The sequence below is a fragment of the Pararcticibacter amylolyticus genome, assembly GCF_003130405.1.
GTDB classification, from domain to species: Bacteria; Bacteroidota; Bacteroidia; order Sphingobacteriales; family Sphingobacteriaceae; genus Arcticibacter; species Arcticibacter amylolyticus.
Genome location: NZ_QEAS01000003.1, coordinates 280,768 through 297,729, shown reverse-complemented (window position 1 = coordinate 297,729; position 16,962 = coordinate 280,768). Strand labels below are relative to the sequence as shown.

Here is a 16,962-nt window from a genome sequence, read left to right as displayed (position 1 = left end):
AGTCGGAATGAATAAAATGAGTGCCTGGGGATGCGGGGTTGCGGGACTTCTGCTTTTTGTTTCGGGGGCTTTTGCGCAGATAAAGCACGATACCCCCGGAGCCGGTAACCCTATTATTCCGGGTTATTTCGCGGACCCCACAGTGAAGAAGTTCGGGGACACCTGGTATATTTATGCTACTACAGATGGCAATGGCGGCGGACTGGGACCGCCACAGGTATGGGAATCAAAAGATTTTCTGAACTGGAGAATGAAGCCAATGAACTGGCCAAATACGCCTCACTACTGGGCTCCGGATGTGACACGCGGTGCTGACGGGAAATACTATTTGTATTACTGTCAGCCGGTCGAAATATATGGTGCTTCCGGACCGTCTCCTTCGGGGCCGTGGACGCCCCTGATGCCGGGAAGTGAGCCCATCGTGAAGAATTATCGTATCCCGGATGTTATCACGCTCGACGGGCAGACTTTTCGTGACGACGACGGAAAAATGTATATGTTCTGGGGAACCTGGGGAATTTATCCTAACAGCGGATGCGGCATCGGTCTGCTAAATTCCGATATGAAGTCGTTTTCCAAATTCAGCAAACTTCCCAATACCGTAGCCAAAGACTTTTTTGAGGCTCCTTTCATGTTTAAGAGAAACGGTATTTACTATCTGACCTATTCTTCGGGGCGTTGTGAGGACGAGACTTACAGGGTTCAGTATGTGATGAGTAAAACCGGGCCGATGGGGCCTTTTGAATACGGTAAGAATAATCCGGTGCTGGTAACTAATGAAGACGGATCGGTCCATGGTCCCGGACATCAATCCGTAATTAGTGAGGGTGATGATTTTTATCTCGTATATCACCGGCACAATAACCCGCATTCAGGTGGCGGCTTTCACCGTCAGTTATGTGCGGATGAGCTGGAATTCGACAGTGAAGGGAATATCCTGAAGGTTAGTCCAACCCATGAAGGTATTGGCCTGCTTGCTAAAAGAACCAGCCAGACAACGAATCTGGCTTCCGGGAAACCTGTACAGGCTTCATCCTTTTACAGTGAGGATTTCCGGCCGTCTTTTGCAACAGATGATAATAATGGCACTCTCTGGAAAGCGGCTGACAACATGCATGAAGCGTGGCTGCAGATAGATCTTGAAAAGGTGGTGCCGGTGAAACGAGTCCAGATCCAGTTTGAATATGCCACCTGGTATTATCAGTATCTCATAGAATACTCAACAGATGGTAAAGACTGGAGAATATTTGCCGACAAGAGCGCGAACAGGCAGTGGGGAAGCCCGATGGAGGATTACGCGGACGTAAAAGCGCGTTTTCTGCGGATAAAAATAACCGGCACTCAGTATCCCGGTCTGAACAAGGCTATCTGGAATGTAAAAGTTTATAACGATAAAAACCGGGAGGCGGGCCAGCTATCGGATGTTCAGCCGGAAAATGTACCGGATCAACCCGCAGGCCTGCTGATAGACCTGGATGCCTCCCTTCTGCAGGCTGGCTCCACTGTAACTGAATGGAGGAACTCGGGAGCCTCAGGAGGTAAGTTCCTTGCTTCGGGAGCGAAAGCTCCGTATGTGAGCCTGATCAGCGGGAAAACTGCTGTTGTGTTTAGCGGGAGAGAATACCTGGAATCTAATTTTGGCGTCCCTTCCACCTGTAGCGGGAACAGCAGTTTCACTGTTTCAATGTGGGTCTTTAATCCTGCGGTCGAAAAGCAGGAGCCTGTTTTTTCCTGGGCTGACGGGAGGCGCGAGCTGAGCCGTGCTGTGATCGGGTACGGCAGTGACAGGAATGAAGGAGGAGTGATACATGGAGGATGGCCTGATCAGCCATATAAGAGTATTCCTGAAGCCGGAAAATGGCATCATATTGCAGTGGTGTTCGATGGAACGAAGGAACGTGTTTTTGTCGACGGCAAGCTTCATTCAGAGGAAAATAAAATGCTCTTTCTGAAAAGGGGGACGCATTTCTACCTGGGGTCAAGCGAATGGCTGGATTATTTCTATAAGGGTGCACTTGCCGAATTAAAGATGTACGACAAAGCGCTGTCTGAAGACGAGATCAAGGTGCTTTCGGTTAATGGGAAAATGTCATCTGAGGTAGCATTTCTGGATCCTACCCGTTTGTCTTACGGGAGAAAAGACAGCATCACTAACGAGGGGAATGCCGCAGGCTTTTTTATATGCAGGGACGCTGTCATAGAGGATAAAGGCGGCAGAATCAGTTTAGGCACAGGCATGTCCGCTGGCTTCCGGCCTTCCGGTTTCCTGGAAGATAAACTCAAATCGCTTCATGCTTTTACTGTATCTGCCTCTGTATACTCTGAGTCAGATGTTTCGCTAAGTGCTGTTACCACAATGTTTGACGATTTAATGGGTAATAAAAGAAAATCTGCCTATAAAGGGACTATCAGGAAAGGGATGTGGCACCAGGTAATGCTCGTGAAAGACCAGGGACTTGAGCCACTTGTTTACATCGATGGAAGGCTGGCGGAGAAGGCAGGAGAAATATCCGGTGAAAAAGTTAAGCTGAGGCGATTGAACATTTCGAACCTGGCTGTTTTCGGCAGAGCAATTCCCCTGTCGGCTATTGATTCCTCTTTTACTGAATGGCAAAGAAGTTTTGAAGAGGGATTAGCCGGGCTGAAACCAGTTTTTATGCAGCGCCCGCATGCGGTAAGTGACGATATGGTAAGTATGGCGGCTGATCCTTCATCGGTGAAAGGCGGGAAGCCTCAATACTATTTTATCGTAAAAGACGGAATAAAGAGCATGGGGAGCGGATGGCAGGAAGATCCTTCGTTCATTAGCTACAATTTAAGACCCGGCAACAGATATCTGTTTTCCTTTAAAGTCAAGGATCAGTACGGGAATATTTCGGCTCTGTCAGATCCTGTGGAAGTCAAAATGAATACTGCTTACTTCTCAATATATGAAGATTCATTTGACGGTGGTCGTGATTTTCTAGCCGGTGGGATGAGCGGCTCTTTCTGGGATGGTTTAACAGGGAAGCTAAAAGGAAGCAGCGCATCAAAAATTGCTTCTGTAAACGGAAGCCTGATCCTGGCATCTTCCGGTTCCAACTGGGATGGTTCAGAACCTGCCGGGCCATTTTTGTACAAGGAGACTGACAGTGATTTTGTCATAAGGGTAGAAATTACAGACATTACAGGTTTGGCGGAAAAGAGACCTGTTGGAGCGAATGAAGCCGGATTAATGGTACGGCTTGCCAATGGCGACGTACCGGCCGGCAGGGCAGAAAGGCTTATTCAGAACGGTATCATGCCTGGCTGGGGGATCGGCAACCTGGTCACTAATCTCGGTGATTTCGGAAGGCTACAGACAAACAATGCTTCCGCCTGGGAGTATGACCGCCATCTGCAAATAAGAAAGCAGGGTGATATGTTCTATATTCAAAGCAGTAAGGACGGACATGTATGGTACGATTTGCCAGGGAGCCCGGTAAAGAGGCCCGATCTGAACGGGCCTAAGCTGCAGGTCGGAATATTTCACGCCGCATACGGAAAGCAGGCCGGCTTCGGAACATTTGATAATCTAAGGATTATAACGCCGAAAGCTAAGGACTAAAAAGGCGCTAGAGAAGTGGTTATAAACATAGCCAATGTCTTGTAAATCTTTCTGAGCAGAGAAGTAGCAATAGATTTAACTTTTTTCGTTAGTTTGTGTTTTAAGTACGGTAACTTGTCACTTTGCGATATATTCAGAGCCGTTCATAAAGACGGAAAAAAAGTTGATTGTTTTTCTGGCGAAGATGGAAGAGAGTTTAAAAAAGTTGAAAGAATTTAATGAGTTGCGATTGACGCAGGTGGTGAACTATGAGAAATTTAACCATTATGCTATCGTACACCATTCGAGTTCTATAGAAGGATCAACCTTAACCAGAGTCGAGACAGATCTTTTGTTAGATGAACATATTACGCCAAAGGGGAAACCTATCGATCACAGTATGATGGTACTGGATCATTATGACGCACTTCTTTACGCTGTGAATCCTGATAATCTCACATGCCGGGTAAGCACTGAGTTTATAAAAAATATCAATGCACTGGTAATGCGAAGGACAGGTGGCATTGTCAGCACAGTACTTGGCTCTGTTGATGTTGCTAAAGGTGAGTATCGAAAGAGCGCTGTTACTGTTGGACAATCAATGCCGCCCTCTTACGATAAAGTGCCGGCACTTATAGACAACCTGGTTGCTTCTGTCAATAAAGAACTTGAAAAGTCTGTCGATCCGGTGCATCGCCTCAATCTAGCTTTTGATACTCACTTTTTATTTGTCACTATTCACCCTTTTTATGATGGCAACGGTCGTACTTCAAGGCTTTTGATGAACCATATTCAGCAGCGAAGCAATCTTCCCTTGTCGTTGGTCTTTCTGGAAGATAAAGCCGAATATTTTCAGGCGCTTATCGACACCAGAAAAAAGGATGATCTCAATATTTTCAGATCTTTTATGCATTCGCAATTTCAAAAAACGCTGCAACTTGAGATTGATAAACTGCGCGAAAGTCAAAAGCCCCTGAAAGGAGGGGCCTTTTCTATGATTTTGTAAGGTCTGGTCCGCGTATAATGCATTATACTGCTAATGTTTCTTGGTCACACTGTTTGGCCTGATATTCCTTCCATAATACACGTCAGCGGGAATGTGGTGACCGGCATATGCCTGGCTTAAAATATCAAAAAGTTCCGGGTCATATCCTTTAAGATCATCGGGCGACTGGATCCTTCTCTGGCCGTCATAAAATTCGTAGTTCGACCAGAACCACCATTGTGTGCCTTCTGCCCAGTACTCGGCAACCGTGTTAATCGCGTACTGATCTTTGTACATTCCTTTAGCCTTTGCCTTCTCATAAGCACGTTCGATTCGTTTATACAAGATAGGATCAGCTGTTTCAATAGCGCCCATGATGTTGTGGCTGAATTCGTGCACCAGGATATTTTCGCCATAGTAGCGTGTACCCGGGTATCCTAAGATATTTTCCTCCGCACAAGACGTTATGGTTCCTCCCATACCACGCGCCCTCTTGTTCCAGTATTCCCTGTCGCTCATGCCGGCAATGCCACCTGGCTTATCGTAGTTCTCGCGCTCCGAAGGGGTAAGACGTACATCATCTCTGGCCGGCTTCTTCCAGTTGCGCCGCTCGGGAAGGTCAGTCTCAAACTCCGTTGCAGCCATGATGCAAAGCCTTGCTTTACGTTTTATCAATTCCTGCCGGATATCATACCGTTTCAGAAGCATGTAGTTAATGACATCGCGTGCTATCAAAAGTGCATCATCCGGAACTTTCTCCGATGAAACAACCGGAATCCCGAAGGCATCGGAATACTTTCTGTAAAAGGGATCCAGACCGAGTCCGGCAGGAGGGGTTGTTACAAAGGCTGAGGAAAATGAAGAAATGAGTGAAGAGTCAGGTTTTCGGGTGAGACCGAAAACCTGACCTCCCGGAAGGGAGGAATAAAAGAAAATAGTAATTATACAGGAAATTATAATTCTTGTTGTCTCCTTCATCGGATGTATCTATCGTTATTAGCTATTAATTTGAAAATTAAGGAACAAATACCGGTTGCTGTACAGGATCTGGATTTTGCACCATATTGGGATTATTGATCATTTCATTCATTGGGATCATCATGATCAGCCTGTTGGAATTAGCCGGCAAATTCACTTCCTGGTAGTGGCCGTCTGCCACTCTTTTAACAATTGGTTTTTGCAATCGTGCGACGTCAAAATAATCCAGTCCTTCTCCCCACATCTCTTTACGCCGTTCCAGCAGGATGGCATCGATAAGTTGCTGCTGACTGGTGGTGCTGGTGACGGCAGCGCCCCTTTGATTCTGAAGCGTATTCAGGATCTGGAGAGCGGTAGAAGTGCTGCCCTGGCGTGCCGCAGCTTCTGCTTCTACAAGATACATTTCCGCAGCCCGCATATCAAACAGATCTCCGTAAGGCGGTTGTTTCTTCAGTTCCTTAAACTTGGTGGCAGCGTACTGTCCGGGATAAAGAGGATTGGGCATAGTCAGGTTACGGGGATCATCTTTCATGATGACCTCCACAAAGTGCTTTACGGGTAAAAACAACTCCGATTGCCAGGGTGCATCATTTTGCCCAAAATCCCACCAGCAGGCCGGCGAATCATACCACCAGTAGTCCTGCGATGTTTGAATATAGCCGAGTACCCACTCGGCGTTGGTAGTCGAAAATCCGGCTTTATACTCGTCCATACTCATAAGCGGATATGCAGTCCGTACTTTGTTGGCATATTCCTGTGCCTTCGCCCAGTTATTCATGGTCAGATAAACATTGGCGAGGAGAAAATGAACGACATCGTCGTTATAGAATTCTTTTGAACCGCCTCTGCTGTACTCTGCCAGAAGAGTTTCGGCCGTAGTAAGGTCTGCCAGTATCTGTTTATAAACCTCTTCCACTGTCGACCTTTCCTTCGGCTCCGTTGTAGTATTAAGATAGACGGGAACTCCCGGTTTGTTTCTGGCAATGATGTAGGTATGCTGATAAAACCTGATCAGGTTAAAATAGCACCTCGCCCTAATTGCCAGCGCCTGTCCTTTGATATTGTTTTTTTCCGTGGCGTCGCCTTCAATATTGTCTATGTTTTGAATAACAATATTGGCGTTTTTAATAATTGCATACATCGCAGCCCACAGATTGGTCGGAACAGGCTGAGAGGCCTCATAGCGCTGGGTAAAGAAGGAGTAAAAGTTCCAGTAATCTCCCGGCTGCTCATTATTAATCATGATATCCATTCCGCTTGTAGTCGAGAGGGCAAGAATTCCAGGAGGACTATAGAGGTTAACACCCCAGGAAGGGACGTTTCTCATCAGGGAATAAGTGCCGGTTAAGGCTGCCCTGATGCCTCCCATAGTATGCAGGATTTCCTGCTCAGTAGGAGTTGTAGGGGCTGTATCCAGATAGTCTTTACAACCGGAGGCGCAGAGGGCTGCCGAAATGAACAGCGCTGCAGTGTATTTTCTCAATTTCATGTCAGATTAGTTAAAATTGAACGTTTAAACCAACACTATAAGTTCTTAAGGCCGGAATAGGGGAATTGGAATCGATTAGACCGTATACATTCTCATTCCCCGTAACCGAGATGTTTTCAGGATCCGTACCCCTGTCTTTTAGTTTTCCGAACGTCAGCAGGTTGTCGCCCCTGAAATAAAGCCTTATATTCTTGATCTTTGCCTTGTCGAGCCACTTTCGCGGGATCGTATACCCAACCGTGAGATTGCGGAGCCTTGCGAAATCATTTTTTGAAACGAACTTGCTGGAATACCGTGCAACCGAGTTTGCATTGAATCCTTCGTAGGTATAGATCTTTCCCACATCAGTTACCTGGCCGGGTTGTGTCCAGCGGTTATCGAGATAATCATATGCTGCAAAATTCTCCCGGAGAACAGTGCTTTCTGAGAAATTGTAATCGTACATCACACCACCAAGACTGTAGTACAGCATGACCGAGAGATCAAGATTATGATATCTGAAGGTATTGGTTACTGATCCGAAAACATCAGGAAGCACTGACCCGACGTTGTCATATTGTTCCAGTGCGGATACTTCTGTATAGTTCTCTGTTTTAACCCGGTTAACCACCTTGCCGCTTGCGTCGAACTCCTTTTTCCACCAGCGGTTGCGGCCATTGTCGGGATTTACGTCGGCCCATTCCGGAGCGTAAAGGTCGTACCGCGAATTCCCTTCTTTCCATATAAATGTTGCCACGCCGCGGGTGATTCTTTCCTGTGCAGATGGAAGCCTTGTGATCTTGTTCTTATAATGAGTGGCGTTCATGCCAATTGTCCAGTCAAAATCTTTTGTTTTAAATGCCTGGAATGACAGATCGACTTCAATCCCCTTATTCTGTAAATCGCCTATATTGGTGGTAATACTATTGTTGCCGGTTGATGGAGCTAGCGGCTTATCCAAAATCAGTTTCTCTGATTTCCTGGTGAACAGTTCAAATGATCCTGTGAGCTTGTTGAACAGTTGAAACTCGATTCCTGCATTTGTTTGTACGTTGGTTTCCCAGGTAATAGAAGGGTTGGCGAGCTGACCCTGAATAACGCCCCCGTTTCCGGCGTAGTTATTGGCAGCGTCAAACAGCTGCATGTAAGGATAGTATCCTACGCGGTCATTGCCTACTTCTCCGTAGCTGGCCTTTAGTTTCAGGTCGTTGAGCCAGGAAGAGGTACCTTTCATGAAATCCTCCTGTGTAACTCTCCAGGATGCACCGGCAGACCAGAACTGGCCCCAGCGGTTTTCTTTTTTAAACCGCGATGACCCGTCGGTCCGGAAGCTGGCCGAGAGGTAATACCGGTCACCGTAGTCGTATGACAAGGAAGAAAAGAAGCTCGACAGAGCATACTCATCTTTGCCCGACCATGCGGTTGGATCGCCCCAGCCAGTAGAGATTTCGGTATATGACGGAAGATCAAGCCCGTTCCTGTCTGCCCCGAATCCGCGGGTAGTATAGTTGTAAGCTTCCTGGCCGAGCAGCGCATTGATATGATGTTTCTCCGAAAATCTCTTATCGAAGGTGAATACATTATTTAAGGTATGTGATGTATTCCGGTAAGAGGCACGCGTAGCACGTCCGTCGGATGCTACAAGCTGATCTTCCCGCTCAGGGCTGTTCCACCGGTTCTCTTCAGCGCTTACTAACTGGTAGGAATAAGTTGATTTAAAGGAGAGATAGTTCGTGATCTGATAGTTGAGGGATGATACCGTTTGTATATTGTCGTTGTAGTTCCTGACATCCGAAGATAACGAACCGAATGCACTCCATCCCGGCCACCAGGCCCTGCCGTTGAACCGGCCTTCGTCGAGCAGCTTCTTGCCCGTAAACTGACTCACGGCATACCGGTTGGTCTGATGATCCCACAGGTAAGCGGAGTATTCCATCGGAAAGACCCTGAACACCCGGGCGGCGTAATCCCCGTTCCTGTTAGTCGAGCTGGAATAATTTAAAGAGTTGCTGAATGATATTTTGTCATTGACTTCTGTATTCAGGGTCAGCCTTCCCGTAAATCGTTTAAAATTATCCGTAATAAAAATACCCTTGTCATCCAACAGTGATGCAGATGCGAAGTAGTTGGTTTTATTTCCCATCGCGCCACTGATATCGACTCCATAATCCTGCTTAAGCCGATGGGAAAAAGCTTCATCAAAGGCGTCGAACTCCCATAAACGTTTTGCATCCGGTTTGATCTTTCCATCAAGGCCAACGGGGTAGTCTGTATTCCAGCCAGACCTGAACTGTCTTTGGGTACCATCAGGAAGTGTCACCGGAGTCGTATTCCAGAATACTCTTGTGACAGTATTATATGCATATTCCCTGGCCTGTGCGTCGTTGAATTTCTTAAAGTCGGTGGCGTCGTTGTAGAGCCCTTCAAATGTCAGTTCATACTGTTTTGCCGCGGAAACCTTCTCCGGATATTTTACAGCGAAGTCGCTGGTGCTGAAATTCGACCTGAAGTTTACTACGGTTTTTTGTGAGCTTCCTTTTTTAGTGGTGATAAGTACCACTCCATTACCGGCTCTTGATCCATAAAGAGTGGTTGATGCTGCATCTTTCAACACCGTAATCGATTCAATATCAGAATATGAAAGCGAACTTAATGGAATATCCAGCGGGACACCATCAATAACGTATAAAGGGCTTGTGCTGGCTTTCATGGAACCCAGGCCACGTATAACGATTGTTCCTTCTGCCCCGGGCCGGCCGCTGTTGTTGATGACCTGCACCCCAGCCGACAAGCCCTGAAGCCCCTGGGTGATGTTCGAAGGCTGTAGTGTGCTGATCTGTTTATTATTGATCACACTTGCTGAGCCTGTAAAGGACGACCGCTTGCTTGTTCCGTAAGCAGTGACCATTACTTCATCCAGCGTATTTCCGGATTCCACTAGTTTTATAGGGACTGAAGTCCTTCCGTTCACCGCAATTTCGATGGTCGCGAATCCGATATAGGATGCGCGCAGTACTGCATTTTGTCCCGACACGGTAATGGTGTAGTTTCCGTTAGCATCGGTGCTAACCCGCTTGTTTGTTCCCTTTTCGGCAATTGACACACCAGGAAGAGCCTGGTTCCCAGCGTCTGTTACTTGTCCCGTAACCTTAATCTGGGCACTGGCCAGCCAGGGAATTAACAAACACATCAGGAATGAAGTAAGCCTTACTTGTTTCCATAGAGTCGTTTTTGTGTTCATATTAATTTGGATTAGTGAGATTGACAGCTTAACGTTTTGATAAAGTTAGATTAATACCAGGGGCGATGCTCTCACGATTTTACCCGACAGTTAGCGATTTTTAACAGAGTATAGTTGTGTTAATAAGATTATAGGGGCGGCGGAAACCTATATGTTATGATAGTAATAAGGAACTTGTCAAAATGCGGCTACATCTGGATAATATCAAAAAATAGCTGCCTTTTTTTCATTGTTAGATTTGGTTTTAAAGCTTCTCACAAACTAAATGCATTTTAAATCATGAAAAAAAAGCTACTTTTTTGTTTTTTATCTATCATCCTGGCCTTTCCGGCGTTCTCTCAAACGAGGACAGTAACCGGTACAGTTCTGGACACCGCCGGAATTGCACTGCCCGGGGCCACTGTTAAGGTTAAAGGCACCAGCAGGGGGGCTTCGACCGGGCTAGACGGCAGATTTTCTATTCGTTCCGTCGAAACAGATGTTTTGATTGTGTCGGCAATCGGTTTTCAGTCAAAGGAAATAAAGGTTGGAAACCTGTCTGTATTAAGAATAACATTGAAAGAGGACAATCAATCCTTGAATGAAGTGGTGGTAGTAGGCTACGGGAAGCAAAAGAAAGTAAGTCTTACCGGCTCAATAGCGTCTGTAGGTACTAAGGAATTAACACAAAGTCCTGTAGCAAATCTGAGTAATGCCCTGGCGGGAAGGCTGCCGGGGCTTATTACTCTTCAAAATAGCGGGGAGCCTGGGTTTGATGGTACTCAGTTGTGGATCAGGGGAATGGCAACGTTTACAGGAAGTCAGAATCCGTTAATCCTTGTAGACGGCGTTGAGCGTTCTTTTTCGGGCATTGATCCTAATGAGGTAGAGAGCATTTCAATTTTGAAGGATGCTTCTTCGACAGCTGTCTATGGGGTAAGAGGAGCAAATGGAGTGGTTCTCGTAACTACGAAACGCGGAAAAGAGGGTAAACCTTCTATTTCATTTACTGCTCAGAGCGGAATTCAGGAGCCAACACGTTTACCTGATTATCTCGATTCATACGATGCTTTAAGTCTTTACAAAATTGGGCTGATCAATGATGGACAGAGTACCTCTCAATATACAGATGAATTTCTCAATAAATTCAGGGATCGGAGTATGCCTGCATATCAATATTTGTATCCTAATGTCAACTGGTTAAAAGAGCTGTTAAAACCCACCTCTGGTATGTATCAGGGAAATTTGAATGTGTCTGGCGGTAGCCAGACAGTGAAATATTTTACTTCGATTTCTTATCTCAGGCAGGATGGTCTTTACAGATATGCAGATCTTTCCGACTACAATATTCAGGCTGTTAATAACAAATATAACTTCAGGTCGAATATTGATGTCAATATCACGCGGGACCTGACAATGGAGCTAAACCTAGGTCAGATTATTTATGATAACAACTATCCGTCTGTAGCAGCCGGGTCGCTGTTTGCAGATATGCAGGCAATTCCGCCATATTTATATCCAATGTCCAATCCTGATGGTTCTGTAGCCTATCTTCTTGCGAAACCCTACAATCCTTATGGACGGTTAACTCAGGGCGGTTATCAGCGAAACTTTTCTAATAACCTCCAGGCCACAGCTGGTTTTACCCTGCAGCTTCCTTTTATAACCAAGGGCTTGAGTACCAGGGTGAGACTTTCTTTTGATTCTTATGGTTACCGGAATGTCGAGAGATTCAAGTCATACTATACCTACCAATATTCTCTTGCTAACGATCAGGAGACTGATCTTTCTAAAGGGATATATACTAAAATATCTGACGGAACAGATAACCTCGGATATAATGTATTAGCGAACAGCAACAGAAGAACGCAGGTAGAGGCCTACCTGAATTATGAGCATATGTTTTTGGGCAAACATTCTCTCTCTGCCATGCTGCTGTATCAGCAACAGAGCTTTTTTGATGCGGTGGGTTCCGGTCAGGCAACTCTGGGTTTGCCTTATAAATATAACGGAATCATAGGGAGATTAGGCTATTCGTATAAGAGCAAGCTTTTTTCGGAGCTGAACTTTGGTTACAACGGATCAGAGAATTTTCCGAAAGGAAAGCGGTATGACCTTTTTCCCGCAGTTTCTCTGGGATATATCCTTTCGGAAGAGCCCTTTTTCAAGGATAATGTGAGCTTGGTTAACTTGTTGAAGGTAAGGGCAAGTGCCGGGAAAGTTGGTAATGATAAGATCGGTAGTGAGCGTTTTCTGTATCAAAGTACCTGGAGCCTTGGAGGTACCGGCTACCAGTTTGGAAAGAACAGGGATGGAGTATGGTATCCGGGAACAGTGGAAGACCGCACCGGGAACCTGGACGTGACCTGGGAGAAGGCTACGAAATACAATGTCGGATTAGATATGGAGTTTTTTAAAGGTGCTTTATCATTCACCGGAGATGTTTTTTATGAAAGCAGGAAAGATATACTTGCCCCGCCCGGAACCACACCCGGCGCTATTGGGATCGGTAATTTGCCGTTAGTCAACCTGGGAGAAGTTGAAAATAAGGGGTATGAAGTCTCCGCCGAATACCGGAGACAATTTAGAAAGTCGGGATATTTTCTAAAGGGTAACTTCTCCTTTGCAAGGAATAAGATCATTGAAATGGATGAGCCTGAATACCTTGGGCAGGAGTACAGGCGCTGGACCGGACGTAGCGTGAATGATCAGCGGGCTCTTGTCGCATTGGGTTTATTTCAGTCACAGGAAGAAATCGACTCGAGTCCCGATCAGTCAGCGTTCGGCCGTGTTCAGCCGGGAGATATCAGATATCAGGATACCAATAACGACGGGGTAGTGAATTCGCAGGATGCGCCATATTTAGGAAAATCAAGGATTTCGGAGAAGATGATGGGGGTTGCTCTCGGCTTCAATTATAAAGGTTTGGACTTAAGTGCATTGTTCCAGGGTGCATTTGGAGGGAATGTTTGGTTAACAGGTCCGCGTATCTGGGCTTTTTCGGGTGATTCGGGAGTTTTGAGTGATATCAAGGACAACTTTTGGACGCCAGACAGGCCAGATGCGAAATATCCGAGAATGTCTTATGCAGCGAATGCCAATAATCATCAAACGTCATCATATTGGCTGCGTTCAACGGATTATGTACGATTGAAGAATGTAGAACTTGGATTTACTTTCCCAAAGTCAATTACAGGTCGAGTTGGAGTTAAAAACGCACGTTTCTTTGTAAACGGAATTAACCTGATTACCTGGGATGATATCAAAATATTTGATCCGGAAATTCCCAATGATTCGGGTAATTATCCACAACAACGGGTTTTCAATCTTGGGCTAACCATAGGTCTTTAACCCTCGCTGACATAATAATAAACATCTTTCTGCAACCCGTTACTATTTAATAGAAAAAAATGAAACTATATAATAATATATTAATAAGAGCAAGGGCCATAATCACCTGTCTTGTTATTGTTAGCTTATCCTCCTGTGAGAAATTCCTTGATGTGGTTCCCTCGGAGTTGGTGACAGACGATCAGGTTTGGGGAAATATTAATAATGCGAATGGTGTATTGGCTAATCTTTATTCTCAGATCCAGGGAGTGCTTGATGTAAACGGGTATACTGACGAGATCACAGCTGCGACCGATGAGACATTCCATCATTGGGGAGCCGGATACTATCCTTTGTATTATAATAACGGAGCGTGGCATGCGGCTAACAATCCTTATGATAACTGGGATGCCTCGTATCAAAAAATAAGAAAAGCTAATCTGTTTTTAGAAAACATTGACAAAGTGCCTGTGGCAGGGGAACAGGCTTCATTCTACGCTACTGTTATCCCCAGGTATAAAGCAGAAGCACGATTTCTTCGCTCCCTGTTTTATTTCGAGCTGTTAAGGAGATACGGCGGTGTTCCAATTATAACTCAATCTTATGAGGCCGCTGAAGCCGATCAGCTGCGGATACCAAGAGCATCGGTCGACGAAGTCGTCAATTTTATAGTGTCGGAGTGTGAAGAAATATCTGAAACCCTCCCTGTCTCCTACGAAGATGCCAATCTGGGGAGAGTTACCAAAGGCGCTGCCCTTGCATTGGCCGCTCGTACCCTAACTTATGCGGCAAGTCCCCTTTTTAATGGTAATACGTTATATGCTTCAGTTAAAAACCCCGATGGAGGAGCTATCTTCAGCCAGTCTTACGACAAAGAGAAGTGGAAAAGAGCTGCTGATGCAGCCAAAAAAGTCATTGATCTCAATATTTATCATTTGAATACAATTAACGGCGACCCTGTTAACAGTTATGCGCGTGTTTTTAATACAAGAAACTGGACTGAAGTAATTTTTGCCAGGGTGATAGCCAATACGAAAAATATCGAAATGGAACTTCTCCCTTATGGAGGAGAGTTTGGAGGATGGGGTAAATACAGTATTTTGGAAGAGCTGGTAGACAGCTATGAAATGAATAACGGATACCCTATAAATCATCCAAACTCCGGATATCAGGAAGATGGTTTTTGGTCGGGAGATATGGATGGTATAGATGGCGTAAGTGGCCGCAGAATTCATCTTGAGAATATTTCTAACCGTTATAAAAACAGGGATCCCCGTTTTTATGCAAGTATCTCTTTCCAGGGGAGCAAGTGGGCAACACATAACACCAATAACATGCCTATCTGGCTGGCTTGGTGGGGCGCTAACGGCGGAACCTCTCAGGGATGGCCTAAGCCGACAGGAACCTTCCCTATAAGTGGTTACAATGTCAGAAAGTGGCTCGATCCGAATGTTGACATGAATAATTACTGGGGATCGCCTGATGCTCAGAGGAATGATCCTGTAATCCGGATGGCTGAAGTTTATCTGAACTATGCGGAGGCTTTGAACGAATATTATGATGGTCCTACACCGGAAGCTTTCGCTGCTGTAAACGAAGTACGCAAGAGAGCCGGAATGCCTCAATTGCCTGTAATAGCCGAAGATAATACTAAAGAAGGATTTAGGAAAAGGATACAAAATGAAAACAGGATTGAATTTGCTTTTGAATCTCACCGCTTTTGGGATGTAAGGCGTTGGCTGATTGGTACACAAGTAGATAACGGCCCTGTTCACGGATTAAATGCAAGACCCACTACTGAAGAGCTTAAAAGTACCGGATTAGATGTTAACAGTAAGGAAGCCGGACTTGCTTTGTTTTATAAAACTGTCGTTATTCAGACCCGGGTTTTTCAACCTAAACATTATTTGTTTCCTATTCCTCAATCTGAGATGGAAGTAAATCGTCAACTGGTACAGAACTACGGCTGGTAAGCAAACTGCTATACAAAAAGAGGCAGGTTCTCATGTTATTTTGAGAATCTGCCTCTTTTGTTGTGTAATATCTTATCTGAACGCGATCAAGGAATCGTCACATTTACGTTGACTTCCATCTTGGGCTGCCAGAAGTGATTGTGGACATGTACATGAGTAAAGGGAACCGGCTTCTTAAACCAGGTCAGTTACGTTGCAAAGGAGGATCATAGTTGAAATGAATAAAGTGCACATCGGTGTATAAATAAACCGGGCGATAAATATAGTTATCCGGCTTCCGCAGAGACTAAAAGTTTCTTTGCAACTATTGGCAGGATTTTACCAGATAATTTCCGGCAACAATATGGGTTAAAATAGAATAAGTACAGGCTAATTTTAATAAAATCCCCAACTTTTCTGGCCTTTACTTTTGAAATAAAAAATTGTTCGAATATGAAAGTTGAATGGAAAGGAGTATATCCTGCAATTACTACTAAATTTACGCTTAATGATGAACTTGATCTTATCGCCTACGACAAGCACATTGAGGCGCAGCTCGACGCCGGTATAGACGGCCTTATTCTTGGTGGCTCGCTGGGGGAAGCGAGTGTATTGACCGATGAAGAAAAATTTGTATTATTGAAACATACTATAGAACTGGTGGGAGGAAAAATACCTCTTATACTAAATATAGCTGAACAATCTACTAAGACTGCAGTCGCAATAGCGAAAAGAGCCGAAGAGATCGGAGCCGATGGATTAATGCTTTTGCCTCCGATGCGGTATAAAGCGGATGACCGTGAAACTGTGACGTTCTTTAAAGAAATAGCAAGCTCTGTTTCCCTGCCTGTTATGATATACAATAATCCTGTAGACTATAAGATCGAAGTAACACTCGACATGTTTGCAGAATTGGCTGAACTTGAGAATATCGAAGCCGTAAAGGAATCTACCAGGGATGTAGCTAATGTTACAAGGATGAAGAACAGGTTTGGTGACCGCTTTAAAATTATGTGCGGTGTAGATCCACTGGCCATGGAAAGCCTGGTGATGGGTGCAGACGGATGGGTAGCCGGCCTCGTAGATGCGTTTCCAAAGGAAACCGTTGCCATCTACCGTCTCGTGAAAGCAGGAAGATATGAAGAAGCCCTGGCTATTTATCGCTGGTTCCATCCTGTGCTCGAACTTGATATACATCCCAAGCTTGTACAATATATCAAACTGGCAGAAGTAATGACCGGCATAGGCACAGAAACTGTCAGAAGCCCAAGGCTGGTAATAGAAGGCGCAGAAAGGGAGAAGGTTCTCGGGATCATCAATGATGCCCTGGCTGTTCGTCCCGAATTGCCCGAAGGAAGCTGGGGACGCCTGGCGGCTGTTGGAAATTAGTTGTTAGCAATTGGCTGTTTTTAGCTATCGGCTATCGGCTGTCGGCCATCGGCTTCCTGTATGGGGCCATGCAGT

At 45.3% G+C, this 16,962-nt stretch carries 8 protein-coding genes; 5 read left to right on the top strand and 3 right to left on the bottom strand.

Features of this window, described 5'->3' with window-relative positions; translation table 11 throughout:
* The coding region (locus tag DDR33_RS05625; protein WP_158280641.1) for a family 43 glycosylhydrolase at window positions 1–3,586 on the top strand (3,586 nt) is incomplete at its 5' end.
* Window positions 3,587–3,770: 184 nt separating this feature from the next.
* Window positions 3,771–4,571 (top strand): Fic family protein, encoded by an 801-nt coding sequence (locus DDR33_RS05620; RefSeq protein ID WP_109414778.1) that lies wholly within the window; start codon window positions 3,771–3,773, stop codon window positions 4,569–4,571.
* Between the two features lie 30 nt (window positions 4,572–4,601).
* On the opposite strand, the gene DDR33_RS05615 is transcribed toward DDR33_RS05620, so the two are convergent.
* From DDR33_RS05615 to DDR33_RS05605, 3 genes are read right to left on the bottom strand one after another with little or no spacing between them, the layout of a single operon-like run.
* Complete coding sequence (locus DDR33_RS05615) at window positions 4,602–5,528, bottom strand: glycoside hydrolase (protein ID WP_202913659.1); 927 nt, start codon at window positions 5,526–5,528, stop codon at window positions 4,602–4,604.
* Between the two features lie 37 nt (window positions 5,529–5,565).
* Window positions 5,566–7,017 (bottom strand): RagB/SusD family nutrient uptake outer membrane protein, encoded by a 1,452-nt coding sequence (locus DDR33_RS05610; RefSeq protein WP_109414777.1) that lies wholly within the window; start codon window positions 7,015–7,017, stop codon window positions 5,566–5,568.
* Between the two features lie 10 nt (window positions 7,018–7,027).
* Entirely contained in the window at window positions 7,028–10,237 is a 3,210-nt protein-coding gene (locus tag DDR33_RS05605) for a SusC/RagA family TonB-linked outer membrane protein (RefSeq protein WP_109414776.1), read from the bottom strand.
* Window positions 10,238–10,516: 279 nt separating this feature from the next.
* Between DDR33_RS05605 and DDR33_RS05600 the strand changes: the two genes are divergently transcribed.
* The 3 genes from DDR33_RS05600 to DDR33_RS05590 all read left to right on the top strand — a co-directional run bounded on the left by DDR33_RS05600 (window position 10,517) and on the right by DDR33_RS05590 (window position 16,887).
* Window positions 10,517–13,567 (top strand): SusC/RagA family TonB-linked outer membrane protein, encoded by a 3,051-nt coding sequence (locus tag DDR33_RS05600; RefSeq protein WP_109414775.1) that lies wholly within the window; start codon window positions 10,517–10,519, stop codon window positions 13,565–13,567.
* Between the two features lie 59 nt (window positions 13,568–13,626).
* Window positions 13,627–15,519, top strand: a complete 1,893-nt coding sequence (locus tag DDR33_RS05595) for a RagB/SusD family nutrient uptake outer membrane protein (RefSeq protein WP_109414774.1) — start codon at window positions 13,627–13,629, stop codon at window positions 15,517–15,519.
* A gap of 432 nt (window positions 15,520–15,951) precedes the next feature.
* Complete coding sequence (locus tag DDR33_RS05590) at window positions 15,952–16,887, top strand: dihydrodipicolinate synthase family protein (protein WP_109414773.1); 936 nt, start codon at window positions 15,952–15,954, stop codon at window positions 16,885–16,887.
* Window positions 16,888–16,962: the final 75 nt, after the last annotated feature.

Excerpts from the sequence above, each read along its gene's own strand:
- DDR33_RS05615 (WP_202913659.1), bottom strand. The coding sequence starts at position 5,528 with ATGAAGGAGACAACAAGAATTATAATTTCCTGTATAATTACTATTTTC.
- DDR33_RS05590 (WP_109414773.1), top strand. The coding sequence starts at position 15,952 with ATGAAAGTTGAATGGAAAGGAGTATATCCTGCAATTACTACTAAATTT.
- DDR33_RS05600 (WP_109414775.1), top strand. The coding sequence starts at position 10,517 with ATGAAAAAAAAGCTACTTTTTTGTTTTTTATCTATCATCCTGGCCTTT.
- DDR33_RS05605 (WP_109414776.1), bottom strand. The coding sequence starts at position 10,237 with ATGAACACAAAAACGACTCTATGGAAACAAGTAAGGCTTACTTCATTC.
- DDR33_RS05620 (WP_109414778.1), top strand. The coding sequence starts at position 3,771 with ATGGAAGAGAGTTTAAAAAAGTTGAAAGAATTTAATGAGTTGCGATTG.
- DDR33_RS05595 (WP_109414774.1), top strand. The coding sequence starts at position 13,627 with ATGAAACTATATAATAATATATTAATAAGAGCAAGGGCCATAATCACC.
- DDR33_RS05610 (WP_109414777.1), bottom strand. The coding sequence starts at position 7,017 with ATGAAATTGAGAAAATACACTGCAGCGCTGTTCATTTCGGCAGCCCTC.